At 71.3% G+C, this 14,952-nt stretch carries 13 protein-coding genes; 3 read left to right on the forward strand and 10 right to left on the reverse strand.

The window, feature by feature from the left end; translation table 11 throughout:
* Positions 1–8 precede the first annotated feature (8 nt).
* Positions 9–2,168 (forward strand): molybdopterin-dependent oxidoreductase, encoded by a 2,160-nt coding sequence (locus tag EFK50_RS03695; RefSeq protein ID WP_123226190.1) that lies wholly within the window; start codon positions 9–11, stop codon positions 2,166–2,168.
* An 88-nt stretch (positions 2,169–2,256) separates the two neighbouring features.
* Here EFK50_RS03695 and EFK50_RS03700 read toward each other — a convergent pair whose 3' ends face one another.
* Entirely contained in the window at positions 2,257–4,431 is a 2,175-nt protein-coding gene (locus tag EFK50_RS03700; RefSeq protein WP_123226191.1) for an MMPL family transporter, read from the reverse strand.
* 185 nt (positions 4,432–4,616) lie between these two features.
* On the opposite strand from EFK50_RS03700, the gene EFK50_RS03705 reads away from it, so the two are divergent.
* Entirely contained in the window at positions 4,617–5,840 is a 1,224-nt protein-coding gene (locus EFK50_RS03705) for a sensor histidine kinase (protein WP_123226192.1), read from the forward strand.
* Positions 5,792–6,433 carry a LuxR C-terminal-related transcriptional regulator gene (locus EFK50_RS03710; RefSeq protein WP_123226193.1) on the forward strand — a complete coding sequence of 214 codons (642 nt, stop codon included), beginning with the start codon at positions 5,792–5,794 and terminating at the stop codon, positions 6,431–6,433. The genes EFK50_RS03705 and EFK50_RS03710 overlap by 49 nt, the downstream gene beginning before the upstream one ends.
* 73 nt (positions 6,434–6,506) lie before the next feature.
* Here the strand turns inward: EFK50_RS03710 and cobS are convergent, their stop codons facing one another.
* The 9 genes from cobS to rimP form a co-directional block, all read right to left on the reverse strand.
* Entirely contained in the window at positions 6,507–7,289 is a 783-nt protein-coding gene (gene cobS, locus EFK50_RS03715) for an adenosylcobinamide-GDP ribazoletransferase (protein WP_221177257.1), read from the reverse strand.
* Between the two features lie 8 nt (positions 7,290–7,297).
* Entirely contained in the window at positions 7,298–8,245 is a 948-nt protein-coding gene (locus tag EFK50_RS03720; protein WP_123226195.1) for a bifunctional riboflavin kinase/FAD synthetase, read from the reverse strand.
* Positions 8,246–8,325: 80 nt separating this feature from the next.
* Positions 8,326–8,646, reverse strand: coding sequence for a DUF952 domain-containing protein (locus EFK50_RS03725; RefSeq protein WP_183407678.1), 321 nt, complete (start codon positions 8,644–8,646; stop codon positions 8,326–8,328).
* Positions 8,643–9,539 (reverse strand): tRNA pseudouridine(55) synthase TruB, encoded by an 897-nt coding sequence (gene truB, locus EFK50_RS03730; protein ID WP_246004021.1) that lies wholly within the window; start codon positions 9,537–9,539, stop codon positions 8,643–8,645. The genes EFK50_RS03725 and truB overlap by 4 nt, the downstream gene beginning before the upstream one ends.
* Positions 9,536–10,012, reverse strand: coding sequence for a 30S ribosome-binding factor RbfA (gene rbfA, locus EFK50_RS03735; RefSeq protein WP_123226196.1), 477 nt, complete (start codon positions 10,010–10,012; stop codon positions 9,536–9,538). The genes truB and rbfA overlap by 4 nt, the downstream gene beginning before the upstream one ends.
* Positions 10,013–10,082: 70 nt before the next feature.
* Positions 10,083–12,920, reverse strand: coding sequence for a translation initiation factor IF-2 (gene infB / locus EFK50_RS03740; RefSeq protein ID WP_123226197.1), 2,838 nt, complete (start codon positions 12,918–12,920; stop codon positions 10,083–10,085).
* Between the two features lie 113 nt (positions 12,921–13,033).
* The gene (locus EFK50_RS03745) at positions 13,034–13,345 is read right to left on the reverse strand and encodes a YlxR family protein (protein WP_123226198.1); all 312 of its coding nucleotides are present in this window, start codon (positions 13,343–13,345) and stop codon (positions 13,034–13,036) included.
* A 61-nt stretch (positions 13,346–13,406) separates the two neighbouring features.
* The gene (nusA, locus tag EFK50_RS03750) at positions 13,407–14,384 is read right to left on the reverse strand and encodes a transcription termination factor NusA (RefSeq protein WP_123226199.1); all 978 of its coding nucleotides are present in this window, start codon (positions 14,382–14,384) and stop codon (positions 13,407–13,409) included.
* Between the two features lie 3 nt (positions 14,385–14,387).
* Positions 14,388–14,861, reverse strand: a complete 474-nt coding sequence (rimP, locus tag EFK50_RS03755) for a ribosome maturation factor RimP (RefSeq protein ID WP_123226200.1) — start codon at positions 14,859–14,861, stop codon at positions 14,388–14,390.
* Positions 14,862–14,952: the final 91 nt, after the last annotated feature.

Raw genomic sequence — 14,952 nt, forward strand, 5'->3', positions numbered from 1 at the left:
ATCCGACGATGAGCCAAACCCTCCCGTTGACCCCCGTCGGCACCACGACGAAGCTCGGCGTCTGCAACCTCTGCGAGGCGATCTGCGGCCTCCGGCTGACCATCGACGACGGCGTCGTCACCAGCATCAAGGGCAACGAGGACGACCCGCTCTCCCGGGGTCACATCTGCCCGAAGGGTGTCGCGCTCGCCGACATCTACACCGATCCCGACCGGTTGCGCCGGCCGATCCGCCGTACCGGCACCGGGGCGGACGCGACCTGGACCGAGATCGGCTGGGACGAGGCGCTCGACCTGGTCGCCGACGGGATCGCCAAGGCGGTCAACGAGAACGACAAGAACGCCCTCGGCATCTACGTCGGCAACCCGAACGCGCACTCGCTCGGCTCGATGACGCACGGCTTCGAGCTGATCAAGACGTTCAAGACCCGCAACAAGTTCTCCGCCTCCTCGGTCGACCAGATCCCGCACATGTACGTCGGGATGCTCCAGTTCGGCCACCAGCTGCTGCTCCCGGTCCCCGACCTCGACCGGACCAGCTACTTCCTGGTCTTCGGCGCCAACCCGATGGCCTCCAACGGCTCGCTGATGACGGTGCCGGACTTCCCGAACCGGGTCCGCGAGCTCAAGGCCCGCGGCGGCTCGATGGTGGTCTTCGACCCGCGCCGGACCGAGACCGCCAAGGTGGCCACCGAGCACCACTTCATCCGGCCGGCCAGCGACGCCGCGGTGCTGCTGGCGATGGTGAACACCCTCTTCGCCGAGGGGCTGACCCGGCCCGCGGCGTACCTGGACAACAGCGATGCGCTGGAGGCCGCGATCGCCGACTTCACCCCGGAGCACGCCGAGCAGGTCAGCGGCGTCCCGGCAGCGGAGATCCGCCGGATCACCCGGGAGTTCGCCGCCGCCGACGGCGCGGCCGCCTACGGCCGGATGGGGCTCTCGACCCAGGGGTTCGGCTCGCTCTGCCAGTGGGCGATCAACCTGCTCAACATGCTCACCGGCAACCTCGACCGGGTCGGCGGGGTGCTCTTCCCCGAGCCCGCGATCGACGCCGCCAAGAACGGGCTGCTGGGCGCCGGCCACTTCGACGTCTGGCGGAGCCGGGTCCGGAAGATGCCCGAGTTCGGCGGCGAGCTGCCGGTCTCCTGCTTCCGCGAGGAGATCGACACCCCGGGCGAGGGCCAGATCAAGGCAGTGCTGACCCTGGCCGGCAACCCGGTGCTCTCCACCCCGGACGGCAGCCGGCTCGCCGAGTCCTTCGCCGGCCTGGACTTCATGGCCAGCGTGGACATCTACCTCAACGAGACCACCCGGCACGCCGACGTGATCCTGCCGCCGACCACCGCGCTGGAGCGCGACCACTACGACCTGGTCTTCCACATGCTCAGCGTGCGCAACACCGCACGGTTCACCCCCGCGGTCTTCGACAAGGAGAAGGGCGCGATGCACGACTGGGAGATCTTCCGGGAGATCGCCAGCCGGGCGAACGCCCGGATCAAGGCGAAGAAGCCACTGCTCCAGCGGGTCACCGAGCGTGCCCGGATGGCACTGAGCCCGACGATGATGGTCACCCTGCTGCTCGCCTACGGCCGGAAGACGTCGATGAAGCAGCTGCGGCTGCACCCGGAGGGTATCGACCTCGGACCGCTGCGTCCGACCCTCCCCGCCCGGCTGCACACCAAGGACAAGCGGATCGACCTGGCGCCCGCTCCCCTGGTCGCCGACCTGGACCGGCTGCGGACCGCGCTGCCGGTGCCGGCCGACGGCGAGCTGGTGCTGATCGGGCGCCGGCACAAGTCCGACTGCAACTCCTGGTCGCACAACCTGGAGCGACTGACCCGCGGCAAGCCCCGCCACCAGCTGCTGATGAACCCCGGCGACCTCGCCGAGCGCGGCATCAACGACGGCGACCTGGTCCGGATCACCTCCCGGGTGGGCTCGGTCGAGGTCGACGTCGCCGCGGCCGACGACATGATGCCCGGCGTGGTCTCGCTCCCGCACGGCTACGGGCACCAGGTCGCCGGCACCCGGATGGGGCACGCGGCCAGCGTCGCCGGCGTCTCGATCAACGACCTCACCGACCCCGAGCGCCTCGACGTCAGCGGCAACGCCGCGCTGAGCGGCGTCCCGGTGACCGTCGAGGCGCTGGTGCCGGCAACGGTGTGAGCCAGACATCGAGCCTGTCGAGAGCCTTGCGGCATCTCGACAGGCTCGATGTCCGGGACAGGCTCGAGGTCCGGGACAGGCGTCCCGCTCAGACCAGCTGGTACGCCGGATCGGACTCGGTGACCTGCTCCCCGATCACCGGGCGGCGCCTGCCCCAGGCCCGCTCCCCGATCAGGACCAGCGCGGCCGGCATCAGCACCAGCCGGATCAGGGTCGCGTCGATCAGGATCGCGACCGCCAGCCCGACGCCCATCATCTTCATCTCCAGCATGCTCAGCGTCGCGAAGATCGCGAACACCGAGACCATCACCGCAGCCGCGCTGGTGACCACGCCCGCCGTGTCGGTGACCCCGCGCTCGACCGCGAGCCGGGCCGGGAGTCCGGCACGGACGTGCTCGCGGATCCGGCTCAGCACGAAGACCTGGTAGTCCATCGAGAGCCCGACCAGCACCACCAGGATGAACATCGGGAGCCAGTCGATCACGAACCCCGGCGAGTCGAAGTCCAGGAGGCCCTCGAACCAGCCGTGCTGGAAGACCAGGGTCAGCAGGCCGAACGCGACCCCGACCGAGACCAGGTTGAGCACCGCCGACAGCACCGCGATCACGCCGCTGCGGAAGGCCAGGCCCATCATCAGCAAGGTCAGCAGCAGCACGAACCCGACCACGATCGGCAGGTAGGTGCGCAGGTGGTCGGCGCTGTCGTAGGACTCGGCCACCCCGCCGCCGACGTACGACTCAGCACCGGCCGCGTCGATCTCCTTCAGGCTCTTCGGCGTCAGGTCGCGCAACGTCTCGATCGCCTTGTCGGCACGGCTGTCCGACTCGTCGTACGGCATCACCAGGTGCAGCACCGAGACGGTCCCGTCCCGGGAGACCTGCAGCGGGTCGGTGACCTCGTCGACGAACGCGCCGCTGCGCACCGCGTCGTCCTTGAGGCCTTCCAGCGCGCTGGCGACAGCGGCCCGGTCGGCGGCATCGGCCTTCACCACGACCTCGGCCTTGGCGCCCTGGCTCGGGAACTCGGCCGTCATCGTCCGGAGGGTCTGCACCTGCGGGATGTCGGCGGGCAGCGTCTTCAGGTTGCCCTCGTGCACCTTCATCCCGAACGACGGCACCGCCACCGCGACCACCGCAGCACCGCCGACCAGCAGCGCCACCAGCGGACGGCGGACCACCGGGCCGAGGATGCGCCGGCTGATCGAGCCGCGGCCCATCCGCTTGTTCAGGCGCCACAGCAGCGGAACCCGGGGACGGTCGACCCAGCGGCCGAGCTTGGCCAGCAGCGCCGGCAGCACGGTGATCGAGCCGAGGACGGCGATCGCCACCACCAGGATCGATCCGGTCGCCAGGGAGTTGAAGGTGGCTCCGCCGACGACGTACAGGCCGGTCATCGCCGCGATCACAGCGAGCCCGGAGACGATGATCGAGTGCCCCGAGGTCTGGGCGGCGATCTCCACCGCGTCGACCGTGGAGTGCCCGGCGGCACGCTCCTCGCGCTCGCGCTTCAGGTAGAACAGCGAGTAGTCGACACCGACCGCCATCCCGATCAGCACGATCATGCTGCTCACCGTCGGCTCCGCGTGCACGAGGTGCGAGAGCGGCGCCGTGATGCCGATGGTGGCGGCCACGCTGCTGGCGGCGATCAGGACCGGGATACCGGCCGCGATCAGCGCACCGAACGCGAGCAGCATCAGGATCAGGGTGATCGGCAGGCTGATCCCCTCGGCCGAGGCGAGGTCGTCGGCGACCCGGTCACCGATGCCGTCGTCGATACTGACGTCACCGGCCTGCCGGATCGAGAGATCGGGGTTCGCCTTCGCGGTCGCGTCGGTGATCTTCTGCAGGGCGTCGACGTCGTCGGTCCCGCGGACCAGCTCGATGTCGACGAGCAGCGCCTTGCCGGACGGGCTCCACGCCGGATCGGCGACGCTCTTGACCTTGGGCAGCGCCCGCATCTGCTGCGCCAGCGAGGCTGCCGCAGCGGTGGCGGCGCCCCGGTCGATCGCGCCGTCGCGCGCCGTGATCAGCACGTCCTCGGTCGGGAGGCCGTCGAGGCCGGCGTCGCGCACCAGCGCCGAGGCCTTGCCGGAGTCGCCGACGGCGTAGTCGGCATCGGTGGTCTCCTGGGTCGGGATCGCGATCGCCATACCGACCGCGACCAGCACGAAGGCCAGCCACGCGCTGATCGCGCGCCAGGGGTGGGTCGCGCTCCAGCGGGCCGCACGCAGCGGCACCGCCGAGAGGGTGTGGGAGAGGGACATCAGAGGCTCCTTAAGCTCGGTTCCTGAGGAGGGCCGGCCCGGCCCGTCTCGAAGGGCGTGCACCGGACTGGGGGTGTGGTTCAACCCTGGCGAGGAGCGGGCGCTGCGTCAGGGGCGTCATCACCCCAGTCGAGGTAGACCCAGCACCCCTGTCCGAATCGGCGTCGTCGGCCAGAATGGGTGTCATGGACGACGAGCCCACGCTGGAGATCGGAACGTCGGCGGACGAGGTCGTCGCCGACGCCCCCGGCGCTGTTCCCTGGGCTCCCCCGGGACGCTTCAAGCTGACCCTGTACGCCGGCGCGCACCTGCTGATGGTGCTGCCGACCCTGCTCTTCTTCGTGCTCAGCGTGGTCGGCGGCGTGCTCTCGATCGCCTGGGTCGGGCTGCCGGTGCTGTTCCTGTTCGTCCCGGCGAGCCGCTGGATCGCCACCCGGCACCGGAACCTGGCCGCCGCCATCCTGGGCACGCCGGTGCCGGCCGACTACCGGCCGGTGCCCGAGGGGACGCACCTGCCGAACCGGATCGCGATCTACGCGCTCGACCCGATGACCTGGCGCGACCTGGCCTGGATGCTGGTCTCGCTCACCGCGGGCTTCGTGCTCTCGCTGCTCACCTTCCTGCTGCTCGTCGTGATCGTCACCGGCGCGCTCTGGTGGTACGGCGCGGAGCCGATCATGCGGGCCCGTGCCCGGCTGGATCGGGCGCTGCTCAGCTACGGCACCACCGACCGCCTGGAGCAGCGGGTCCAGGTGCTCACCGAGACCCGGGCCTCCTCGATCGACCACTCCGCCGCCGAGATGCGCCGAATCGAGCGCGACCTGCACGACGGCGCCCAGGCCCGGCTGGTCGCGGTCGGGATGAGCCTCGGCCTGGCCGAGAGCCTCTTCGAGACCGACCCCGAGCGGGCCCAGCAACTGGTCTCCGACGCCCGGGCCGCGACCAGCGGCGCCCTCGGCGACCTGCGCTCGGTGGTCCGCGGGATCCATCCCCCGGTCCTCGCCGACCGCGGCATCGGCGGAGCCGTCGAGGCGCTGGCCCTGGACATGCCGATCCCGGTGACGGTGATGCAGTACCTCCCGGGACGTCCGCCCGCCCCGGTCGAGTCGGCGATGTACTTCGCGGTGGCGGAGTGCCTGGCCAACGTCGGCAAGCACTCCGGCGCCCAGCGCGCCTGGGTCGACCTGCGGCACGCCGACGGCGTGCTCACCGCGAAGGTCGGTGACGACGGCGCCGGCGGCGCGGATCCCGCTCGCGGCACGGGGATGACGGGGGTGATGCGGCGGTTGTCGGCGTTTGACGGCACGATGAGGGTGTCGAGTCCCGAACGGGGACCCACCCTGATCACGCTGGAGGTTCCGTGCGCCTTGTCCTCGCCGAAGACCACGCCCTCCTCGCCGAAGGGCTGATCCGGATCCTCGAGGCCGGTGGTTTCAGCGTGGTCGCCTCCGTCGACAACGCCCCCGAGCTCGAGCAGGCGCTGGCCGACCCGGCCGTGGACGCCGCGGTGCTCGACGTCCGGCTGCACCCGTCGTTCACCGACGAGGGACTGCGCGCGGCGGTGGAGGTACGGCGGCAGCGGCCCGGGTTCCCGGTGATGGTGCTCTCCCAGTACGTCGAGCACCTCTACGCCCGCGAGCTGCTCGCCAGCGGCGACGGCGCGATCGGCTACCTGCTCAAGGACCGGGTCTCCGACGTCGCCGAGTTCCTCGACGGGCTGCGCCGGGTGATCGGCGGCGGGACCGTGATCGACCCCGAGGTGATCGCCTCGATCATGGCCCGGCGCCCCGAGGAGCCGGTGGACCGGCTCACCGCCCGCGAGGCCGAGGTGCTCTCGCTGATGGCGGAGGGGCGGTCGAACGCCGCGATCGCGACCGCGCTCTTTGTCACCGAGAAGGCAGTCGCGAAGCACACCAACAGCATCTTCACCAAGCTCGACCTGCCGATCGACATCGACGACAACCGCCGGGTCCGCGCGGTGCTGGCCTGGTTGCGGGTCTGATCCGACAGACGCCAGGAAGGCGGAACCCCGGTCCACCCCCGCGTACGGCGGCCCCGGGTGCGTCGAGACGCCGCTAGGAGATCGTCGCGACCAGCGCGACCAGCACGGCGAGCTCGACCAGCTCCGAGCACGCCCCCATCACGTCGCCGGTAACCCCGCCGAGGCGGCGCTTCGCGGTCCAGCCCACCAGGAGGACCACGACGACCGCGGCGATCAGCGCCGGGGTGAAGCCGGCCGGACCGTCGGAACCGTTCAGCCCTGCCGCCCAGAGGCTGAGCGAGAGGATCACCAGGGCGAGGAAGACCGCGGCGATCGCGCGGACGAAGCTGGGATTCGCGTTCAGCGCCTCACCGGCTCCGGGACGGTCCGCGGCGTACGGCAGGCGCGCGGCGAGCACCGGTCCGGCGGCTCGGGAGAGCGCTCCCGCCGCCACCGAGATCCAGAGCGCCTCCTTCGAGCCGGCCAGCGCGCTCAGCGCCGCCACCCGGATCAGCAGGTCGAGCAGCAGCGCCGTACCGCCGTAGGTGCCGTTGGTGTGGTCGCGCATCACCCGGAGCCGGTCCTCCGGCGTCCGGGCGCCGAAGCCGTCGGCGCAGTCGGCCAGCCCGTCCAGGTGCAGCGCACCGGTGACGGCGGCACCGATCGCCACTGCCAGGACGGCGGCGAGCATCGGCGGCAGGTGGTCGCCGAGGATCCAGGCCGCTCCCCCGGTCAGCGCGCCGATCGCGCCGCCGACGAGCGGGAACAGCACCGATCCCCGGGCGACGTCCTTGCCGTCTAGCGCGACCAGCCGGCCGAACGGGAGGACGGTGAGGAAGCTGAACGCCGCGACCACGGCCCGCAGGCCGAGAACCACCGGAGCGATCATCCGCCGGTCACGCCCAGGATCTCCCGGGTCTTCACGACGTCGCCCTTCATCGTCTCCACCAGTGCGTCGATTCCCTCGAACGCCACCATGCCGCGGATCCGGGCGACGAAGGAGATCTCGACCGGGACGCCGTACAGGGCGAGGTCGGTGCGGTCGAGCACGTACGCCTCGACCCGGCGCTCCCGCTCCCCGTCGAAGGTCGGGTTGGTGCCGACCGAGATCGCCGCCGGGAACGGCTCCGAGCCCGGCTCGTCCAGGCGGCGCAGCCAGCCGGCGTAGACCCCGTCGGCCGGGGCGGCGATGCCGTGGGTCGGCACGTTCGCGGTCGGGAAGCCGAGCTCGCGTCCGCGCTGGTCCCCCTGGACCACCACGCCGGCGACGGAGTACGGGCGGCCGAGCGCCTCGGCGGCACCCTCGACGTCACCGGCGAGCAGGCAGGTGCGGACGTACGTCGAGGACCAGACCTGCGGGCCGCCGTCCAGGACGATCCCCTCGACGGTGAAGTCGTGCTCCTTCCCCGAGGCGGTCAGCGTGCTCACGTCGCCGGCCGCCCGGTTGCCGAAGCGGAAGTTGGCGCCGACCACGACGGTCCGGGCGTGCAGCGCGTCGACCACGACCCGGACGATGAACTCCTCGGGGGTCCAGTCCGCGATCGCGCGGCTGAACGGGATCACCAGCACGTCATCGGCGCCGGCCGCGTGCAGCAGGGCGCACCGGGTCTCGATGTCGGTCAGCGTCAGCGGGGCGTGATCGGGCCGCAGCACCGCCATCGGGTGCGGGTCGAAGGTGACCGCGACCAACGGGACGCCCGCCTCCTCGGCGATCTCGTGCGCCCGGCCGATCACGTGCTGGTGACCGAGGTGCACGCCGTCGAAGTTGCCGATGACGACGATGGACCTGCCGAGGTCGGCCGGCACCTGGTCAAGGGAACGCCACACACGCATGAGCAGAGGTTACCGAGAGTCTGCCCCTGCTCGTGACCCACCCGTGGCTGCCGGGCGGCGTCACCACGGCGCCCGGGGTGCTACCGGTCGAGGGGACGCGTCTCGACGACGGCGTCGACGTTGAGGGGCCCGTAGATGTGCGGGTAGGTGTCCTGGCCGACCGCCTCCACCACCATCGGCGCGGTCAGCCGGGCGGGATCGATCACCAGCAGCACCAGCGGCTCGGTGACGTCGGCGTAGTACCGCTGCAGCACGCCCTCCCACTGGTCGGCCCGGGAGGCGTGCAGGAACCCCTCCTGCTCCAGCGTCACGCCCAGGCTGGAGACCCGGTAGTCACCGGCAGCGACGGCGGCCTCCCAGTCCGAGACCAGCGCTACGTGGAAGATCTGCTCGGCGCTCACACGAACACCGCGATCGGACGCGCCAGGTCGCCCGGACCGGTTCCGGCGCGCTCGTACAGCGCCAGGAACTCGCCGCCCGGCGCGAACACCGCGACCGGACCGGCGCTGGGCAGGTCGATCGGGAGCTTCTTGCCGACCCGCACCATCGCCGCCTGCACGTCGTCCAGCTCGTACGCCGGGAAGCTGGCCCGGGCGGCATCGGCGATGTCGACCACGGCGAGCTCGTCGGCGAGCTGGTCCAGGGTCCGGGCGTCATCGAGGCCGAACTCGCCGACCGCGGTCCGGCGCAGCACCGTGAGGTGCCCGCCGACCCCGAGCGCCTCGCCCAGGTCGCGGGCGATCGCCCGGATGTAGGTGCCGCTGGAGCACCGCACCGAGATCGCCACGTCGACGTGGTCGTCGGTCCGCTCGATGCCGGTGACCTCGATCGCGTCGATCCGGACCCGGCGTGCGGCGATCCGGACGTCCTCGCCGGCCCTGACCCGTTCGTAGGCGCGCTTGCCGTCGATCTTGATCGCGGAGACAGCCGAGGGCACCTGGTCGATCTCGCCGACCATCGCCGCCAGACCGGCCCGGATCGCGTCCTCGGGGACCTCGCCGGCCGGGGCCGACGCGATCGTCTCGCCCTCGGCGTCGTCGGTGCTGGTGCTCGCCCCCAGGCGGACCACCGCGTCGTACGCCTTGTCGGTGAGCAGCAGGTGACCGAGCAACCGGGTGGCCCGGTTGATCCCGACCACGAGCACGCCGGTGGCCATCGGGTCCAGGGTGCCGGCGTGGCCGACCTTGCGGGTGCCGGCCAGTCGTCGTACCCGGGCGACCACGTCGTGCGAGGTGATGCCGGCGGGCTTGTCCACGACGACCAGCCCGTTGCCGGGAATCGTCGTCCCGGTCACGCGTCCTCGACGTCCTCGTCGTCGGCCGGCTCGTCGTCGGCGACCCGGGGCTTCTTGTACGGGTCGGCCTCGCCGGCGTAGGTCGCGCCGGTGCGGACCGCGGCGACGGCCTCGTCGGAGGCGCGCGCCCGGTCCAGCAGGTCGTCGATCGCGCGTGCCGACTCCGGCAGCGCGTCGTGGAAGAACTCGATCGCCGGCGAGTGCCGCATCCCGAGCTGCTTGGCGACCTCGGAGCGGATCATGCCCTTGGCCGACTCCAGCGCGGCCGCGGTCCCGGCGAGGTCCTCGGCGCTCTGCTCTCCCCCCAGGGAGAGCACCGTGTAGAAGATCGACGCCTGCTGGGTGTCCCCGGTGACCCGGACGTCGGTCACCGTGACGAACCCGAGCCGCGGATCCTTGATCCGTCGCTCGAGCATCTCGGCGACGATCACCTTGATCCGGTCGGCGACCTTCCGGACGCGTGGACTTGCCATCGTGAATCTCCCTCGTCTGTCCCCTCGAACGCTGCCGCAGCGCCGCGAGCCCGAGCTCGCGGCCTCAGCGTCAGCTCCGAGGAATCTCGCGCATCTCGTAGGCCTCGATGACGTCGCCTTCCTTGACGTCGTTGAAGCCCTTGACGACGAGACCGCACTCGAAGCCCTCGCGGACCTCGGAGGCGTCGTCCTTCTCGCGCTTGAGCGAGGCCAGGTCGGCGGTCTCGACGATGACGGCACCGTCGCGGATCACCCGCACCTTGGCGTTGCGGCGGATCAGGCCGCTGGTGACCATGCAGCCGGCGATGTTGCCGATCTTGGAGCTGCGGAAGATCGCCCGGATCTCCGCCTGGCCCAGGACCGACTCCTCGAACTCCGGCTTGAGCATGCCCTTGAGCGCTGCCTCGATCTCCTCGATCGCCTGGTAGATGACCGAGTAGTAGCGGATCTCGACACCTTCCTTGTCGGCCATCTGGCTCGCCTTGCCCTGGGGCCGGACGTTGAAGCCGATGATGATCGCGTCGGAGGCGGCGGCGAGGTCCACGTTGGTCTCGGTGATCGCACCGACACCGCGGTCGATCACCCGCAGGCTGACCTCGTCGCCGACGTCGATGCCCGCGAGGGCGTCCTCGAGCGCCTCGACGGAACCGGACACGTCACCCTTGAGGATGAGGTTGAGCTCCTGGCTCTCGCCCTTCTCCATGGACGCCATGAAGTCCTCGAGGCTGCGGCGCACGCGACGCTTGGCCTGCATGGCGGCACGCTCGCGCGCCTCCCGCTTCTCGGCGATCTGACGGGCCATCCGGTCGTCCTCGACCACGATGAAGTTCTGGCCGGCTCCGGGGACCCCGGAGAGACCCAGCACCATCGCGGGGCGCGACGGGTCGGCTTCCTCGATGCTCTCGCCGTGCTCGTCGAGCATCGCCCGGACCCGCCCGTACGCCGGACCCGCCACGAGCGAGTCGCCGACCCGGAGCGTTCCGCGCTGGACCAGGATCGTCGCCACCGGACCGCGACCGCGGTCGAGGTGGGCTTCGACGACCAGACCCTGCGCGTCCTGGTTCGGGTTGGCCCGCAGGTCGAGCGAGGCGTCCGCGGTCAGGACCACGGCCTCGAGCAGCTTGTCGAGGTTGAGGTTGGCCTTGGCCGAGACGTCGACGAACATCGCCTCGCCGCCGTACTCCTCGGGCACCAGGCCGTACTCGGTGAGCTGTCCGCGGACCTTGGTCGGGTCGGCGTCCGGCTTGTCGATCTTGTTCACCGCGACCACGATCGGGACGCCGGCGGCCTTGGCGTGGTTCAACGCCTCCACCGTCTGCGGCATCACGCCGTCGTCGGCGGCGACGACGAGGATCGCGATGTCGGTCGCCTGGGCACCACGGGCACGCATGGCCGTGAAGGCCTCGTGACCGGGGGTGTCGATGAAGGTGATCCGGCGGTCGGCACCGTCGACCTCGGCGTGCACCTGGTACGCACCGATGTGCTGGGTGATGCCACCGGCCTCCTTGTCGACGACGTTCGCGTTGCGGAGCGCGTCGAGGAGCTTGGTCTTACCGTGGTCGACGTGACCCATCACGGTCACGACCGGCGGGCGGTGGGCCAGGTCGTCCTCGTCGCCCTCGTCGGCGCCGAACTCCAGGTCGAAGGACTCGAGCAGCTCGCGGTCCTCGTCCTCGGGGGACACGATCTCCAGGACGTAGTTGAGCTCCTCACCGAGCAGCTCCAGCGTCTCGTCGTTGACCGACTCGGTCGCGGTGACCATCTCGCCGAGCGAGAAGAGCATCTGCACCAGCGAGGCCGGGTCGACGCCGACCTTCTCGGCGAAGTCCGTCAGCGAGGAACCGCGGGCGAGACGCACGGTCTCGCCGTTGCCCTTGCGGACGCGGATGCCGCCGATCGTGGGCGCTTCCATCTGCTCGAACTCTTGACGACGCGCGCGCTTCGACTTGCGACCGCGGCGCGACGGGCCGCCGGGACGACCGAAGGCACCCTGGGTGCTGCCGCGCTGACCGGGACGGCCACCGCCGCCGGGACGTCCGCCGGGGCCGCCGCCGGGGCCACCACCGGGGGCTCCGCCGGGACCGCCGCCGAAGCCGCCGCGGCCGGGCGCACCCGCACCGGGACGAGCGCCCGGACCACCGCGACCGGCACCGGGGCCACCGGGGCCACGGCCGCCGGGGGCACCAGGACCGCCGGGACGCGGACGCGCACCGCCGGGGCCGCCACCGAAGGCGGCCGGGGACTTGGGCATCATCGCCGGGTTCGGGCGCGGCATGCCGGGACGGGCCTCGGGGGCGCCGGCGGCGGCCGGCGCACCCGGCGCCGCACCGTCGCGCGGAGCCGGAGCTGCCGGTCGGCGGCCCATGCCCTGGGTCGAGGAGAACGGGTTGTTGCCGGGGCGCGGGGCACCCGGGCGGGCGCCCGGACGCGGACCGGCAGCGGCCGGCGGCTCGTCCGCGGGCGGCTCGGCGACCGGAGTCTCAGCCGGGGCGACCTCGGCCACCGGCTCGGCGACCGCGACGGGCTCCGGCTCGACGACCTCGTCGACCTTCGCCGCACGCGGACCCGGACGGGGGGCTGCCTTGGCGGCGGCCGGTGCGGCCTCGGCCTCGGCGGGCGCCTCGTCGGCGACCACGGCGGTCGGCTCGGCGGACTCGGCGTCCGTCTCGGCGGCCTTGGCGGCAGCCTTCTTGGCGGGGGCCTTCTTGGCAGCCTTCTTGGCCGCCGCGGCTTCCGCCTTGGCGGTCAGCTCGGCGCCGTACTTGTCTTGGAAGCGCTTGACGACGGGAGGCTCCACCGTCGACGAAGCTGCCTTGACGAACTCACCGAGCTCGCTGAGCATCCCCAGCACGTCCTTGCTGGTGACGCCGTATTCCTTTGCGAGCTCATGGACTCGGACCTTGGACACTCTTGTTCCTCCTGGTCCGAGCCCGGGTTGAAACCGGGGTCTGCGGACCGCTAGTTGATGTGCACGCTCATCGCGAAGTTCTCATCGCAGGCTCATGAGCTGATGCTCCAGTTTCATCTCGGTGCTGATTCGGTCAGGGTTGTCGTGAGGTACTGCTTCAGGTCGTCCAGGTCGAGCGCACCCCCGGATCCAGCGGACTTCTGCCGCAGGGCCCGGGCGAAAGCACGCTTTCGCTCGGCGAGTTCGAAACACGCCAGGGTCGGATGCAGGTGCGCACCTCGGCCCGGCGCCGAACCGCCCGGATCAGGGACCACGGTCCCCTCGCCTGCGACGACTCGCAGCAACTCACGCTTGGCGGCCCGTTCGCGACATCCGATGCACGTCCGGACAGGTCCGGGCAGGCGTACGGCGTCGTGCGGGGTCACCAGCGGAGAGTCTAGCCGCTCCCGGTCCGAACTCCGAACCGGTTCCCGCCCGCGCGCCGCGTCAGCCGTCCGCGGCCTCGTCGCTCCGGATGTCGATCCGCCAGCCGGTCAGCCGCGCCGCGAGCCGCGCGTTCTGGCCTTCCTTGCCGATCGCCAGCGACAGCTGGAAGTCCGGGACGACCACCCGCGCCGACCGGGTGGCCTCGTCGACCACCGTGACGCTGCTGACCCGGGCCGGGCTGAGCGCGTTCGCGACCATCTCCGCCGGGTCGTCGCTCCAGTCCACGATGTCGATCTTCTCGCCGTGCAGCTCGGCCATCACGCTCCGCACCCGCTGGCCCATCGGCCCGATGCAGGAACCCTTCGCGTTGACCCCGTCGACCTCGGTACGGACCGCGATCTTGGTGCGGTGACCGGCCTCGCGGGCGATCGCCATGATCTCGACGGTCCCGTCGGAGATCTCGGGGACCTCCAGCGAGAAGAGCTTCTTGACCAGGTTCGGGTGCGTGCGCGACAGCATCACCTGGGGGCCGCGCATGCCCTTGCGGACACTGACCACCAGGGCCTTGATCCGGGTGCCGTGCGAGTAGTCCTCGCCGGGGACCTGCTCGCCCGAGGGCAGCAGCGCCTCCAGCTTGCCGAGGTCGACCATCACGTCGTTGGGGTCCCGGCCCTGCTGGATCAGCCCGGAGACGATGTCGCCCTCCTTGCCGAGGAACTCCCCGAACCGGATCTCGTCCTCGGCGTCGCGCAGCCGCTGCAGCATGATCTGCTTCGCGGTGGTCGCGGCGATCCGGCCGAAGTCCGCGGGCGTGTCGTCGAACTCGTCGCCGACGAGCGTGCCGTCCTCGTCGGTCTCCTGGGCGAAGACGACGACGTGGCCGCTCTTGCGGTCGAGCTGGACCCGCGCGTGCTCGAGCGCCCCCGGCGACTTGTGGTACGCCGTCAGCAGAGCCTGCTCGATCGCCTCCACCAGTACCTCGAAGGAGATCTCCTTCTCGCGCTCGAGCATCCGCAGGATGCTCATGTCGATGTCCACGTCTCAGCCTTCCCTCTTGAATTCGATCTGGATCTTGGCCTTGCTGACCGCGTCGTACGCGATCGTCGTCCGGTCGCCGTCGACCTCCAGGGTCGCGCCGGCGTCGTCGGCGGCGAGGATCCGGCCCTCGACCGGCTCGCCCTCGTGCAGCGCGACCTTCACCAGCCGGGTGACGTTGCGCCGCCAGTGCCGCGGCAGCGTGAGCGGCCGGTCCACCCCCGGCGAGGTGACCTCGAGGGTGAACGGGTTGCCCCCCAGCAGCGGCGAGTCGTCCACCACCTCGGAGACCGCCTTGGTGGCTTCCGCGATGTCGTCCATGTCGACGCCGCCGTCCTTGTCGACGGCGATCCGCAGGACCGAGCGCTTGCCGGCCTTCGAGAGCTCCACCGCTTCCAGGTCGAGCCCGAGGGCCTCGACCGGCGCGCTGAGCACAGCAGTCAGACGGTCGGTGATGTCCGGCGCTTTCCCAGAACTCATGGGCGACCTCCTGCTGTGTTGTTGTGGTGGGGCAAGCCTAGGGCATCGGGCCTGACCCGCCGACCGTCGCGAGCGGTGTCGCTCGGCTGGA

Source organism: Nocardioides marmoriginsengisoli (assembly GCF_003725695.1).
Taxonomy (GTDB): Bacteria; Actinomycetota; Actinomycetes; order Propionibacteriales; family Nocardioidaceae; genus Marmoricola; species Marmoricola marmoriginsengisoli.

Bases quoted from the DNA above. Each gene is read 5' to 3' on its own strand.
- EFK50_RS03695 (WP_123226190.1), top strand. From the start codon at position 9: ATGAGCCAAACCCTCCCGTTGACCCCCGTCGGCACCACGACGAAGCTC.
- EFK50_RS03700 (WP_123226191.1), bottom strand. From the start codon at position 4,431: ATGTCCCTCTCCCACACCCTCTCGGCGGTGCCGCTGCGTGCGGCCCGC.
- EFK50_RS03705 (WP_123226192.1), top strand. From the start codon at position 4,617: ATGGACGACGAGCCCACGCTGGAGATCGGAACGTCGGCGGACGAGGTC.
- EFK50_RS03720 (WP_123226195.1), bottom strand. From the start codon at position 8,245: ATGCGTGTGTGGCGTTCCCTTGACCAGGTGCCGGCCGACCTCGGCAGG.
- rbfA (WP_123226196.1), bottom strand. From the start codon at position 10,012: ATGGCAAGTCCACGCGTCCGGAAGGTCGCCGACCGGATCAAGGTGATC.
- rimP (WP_123226200.1), bottom strand. From the start codon at position 14,861: ATGAGTTCTGGGAAAGCGCCGGACATCACCGACCGTCTGACTGCTGTG.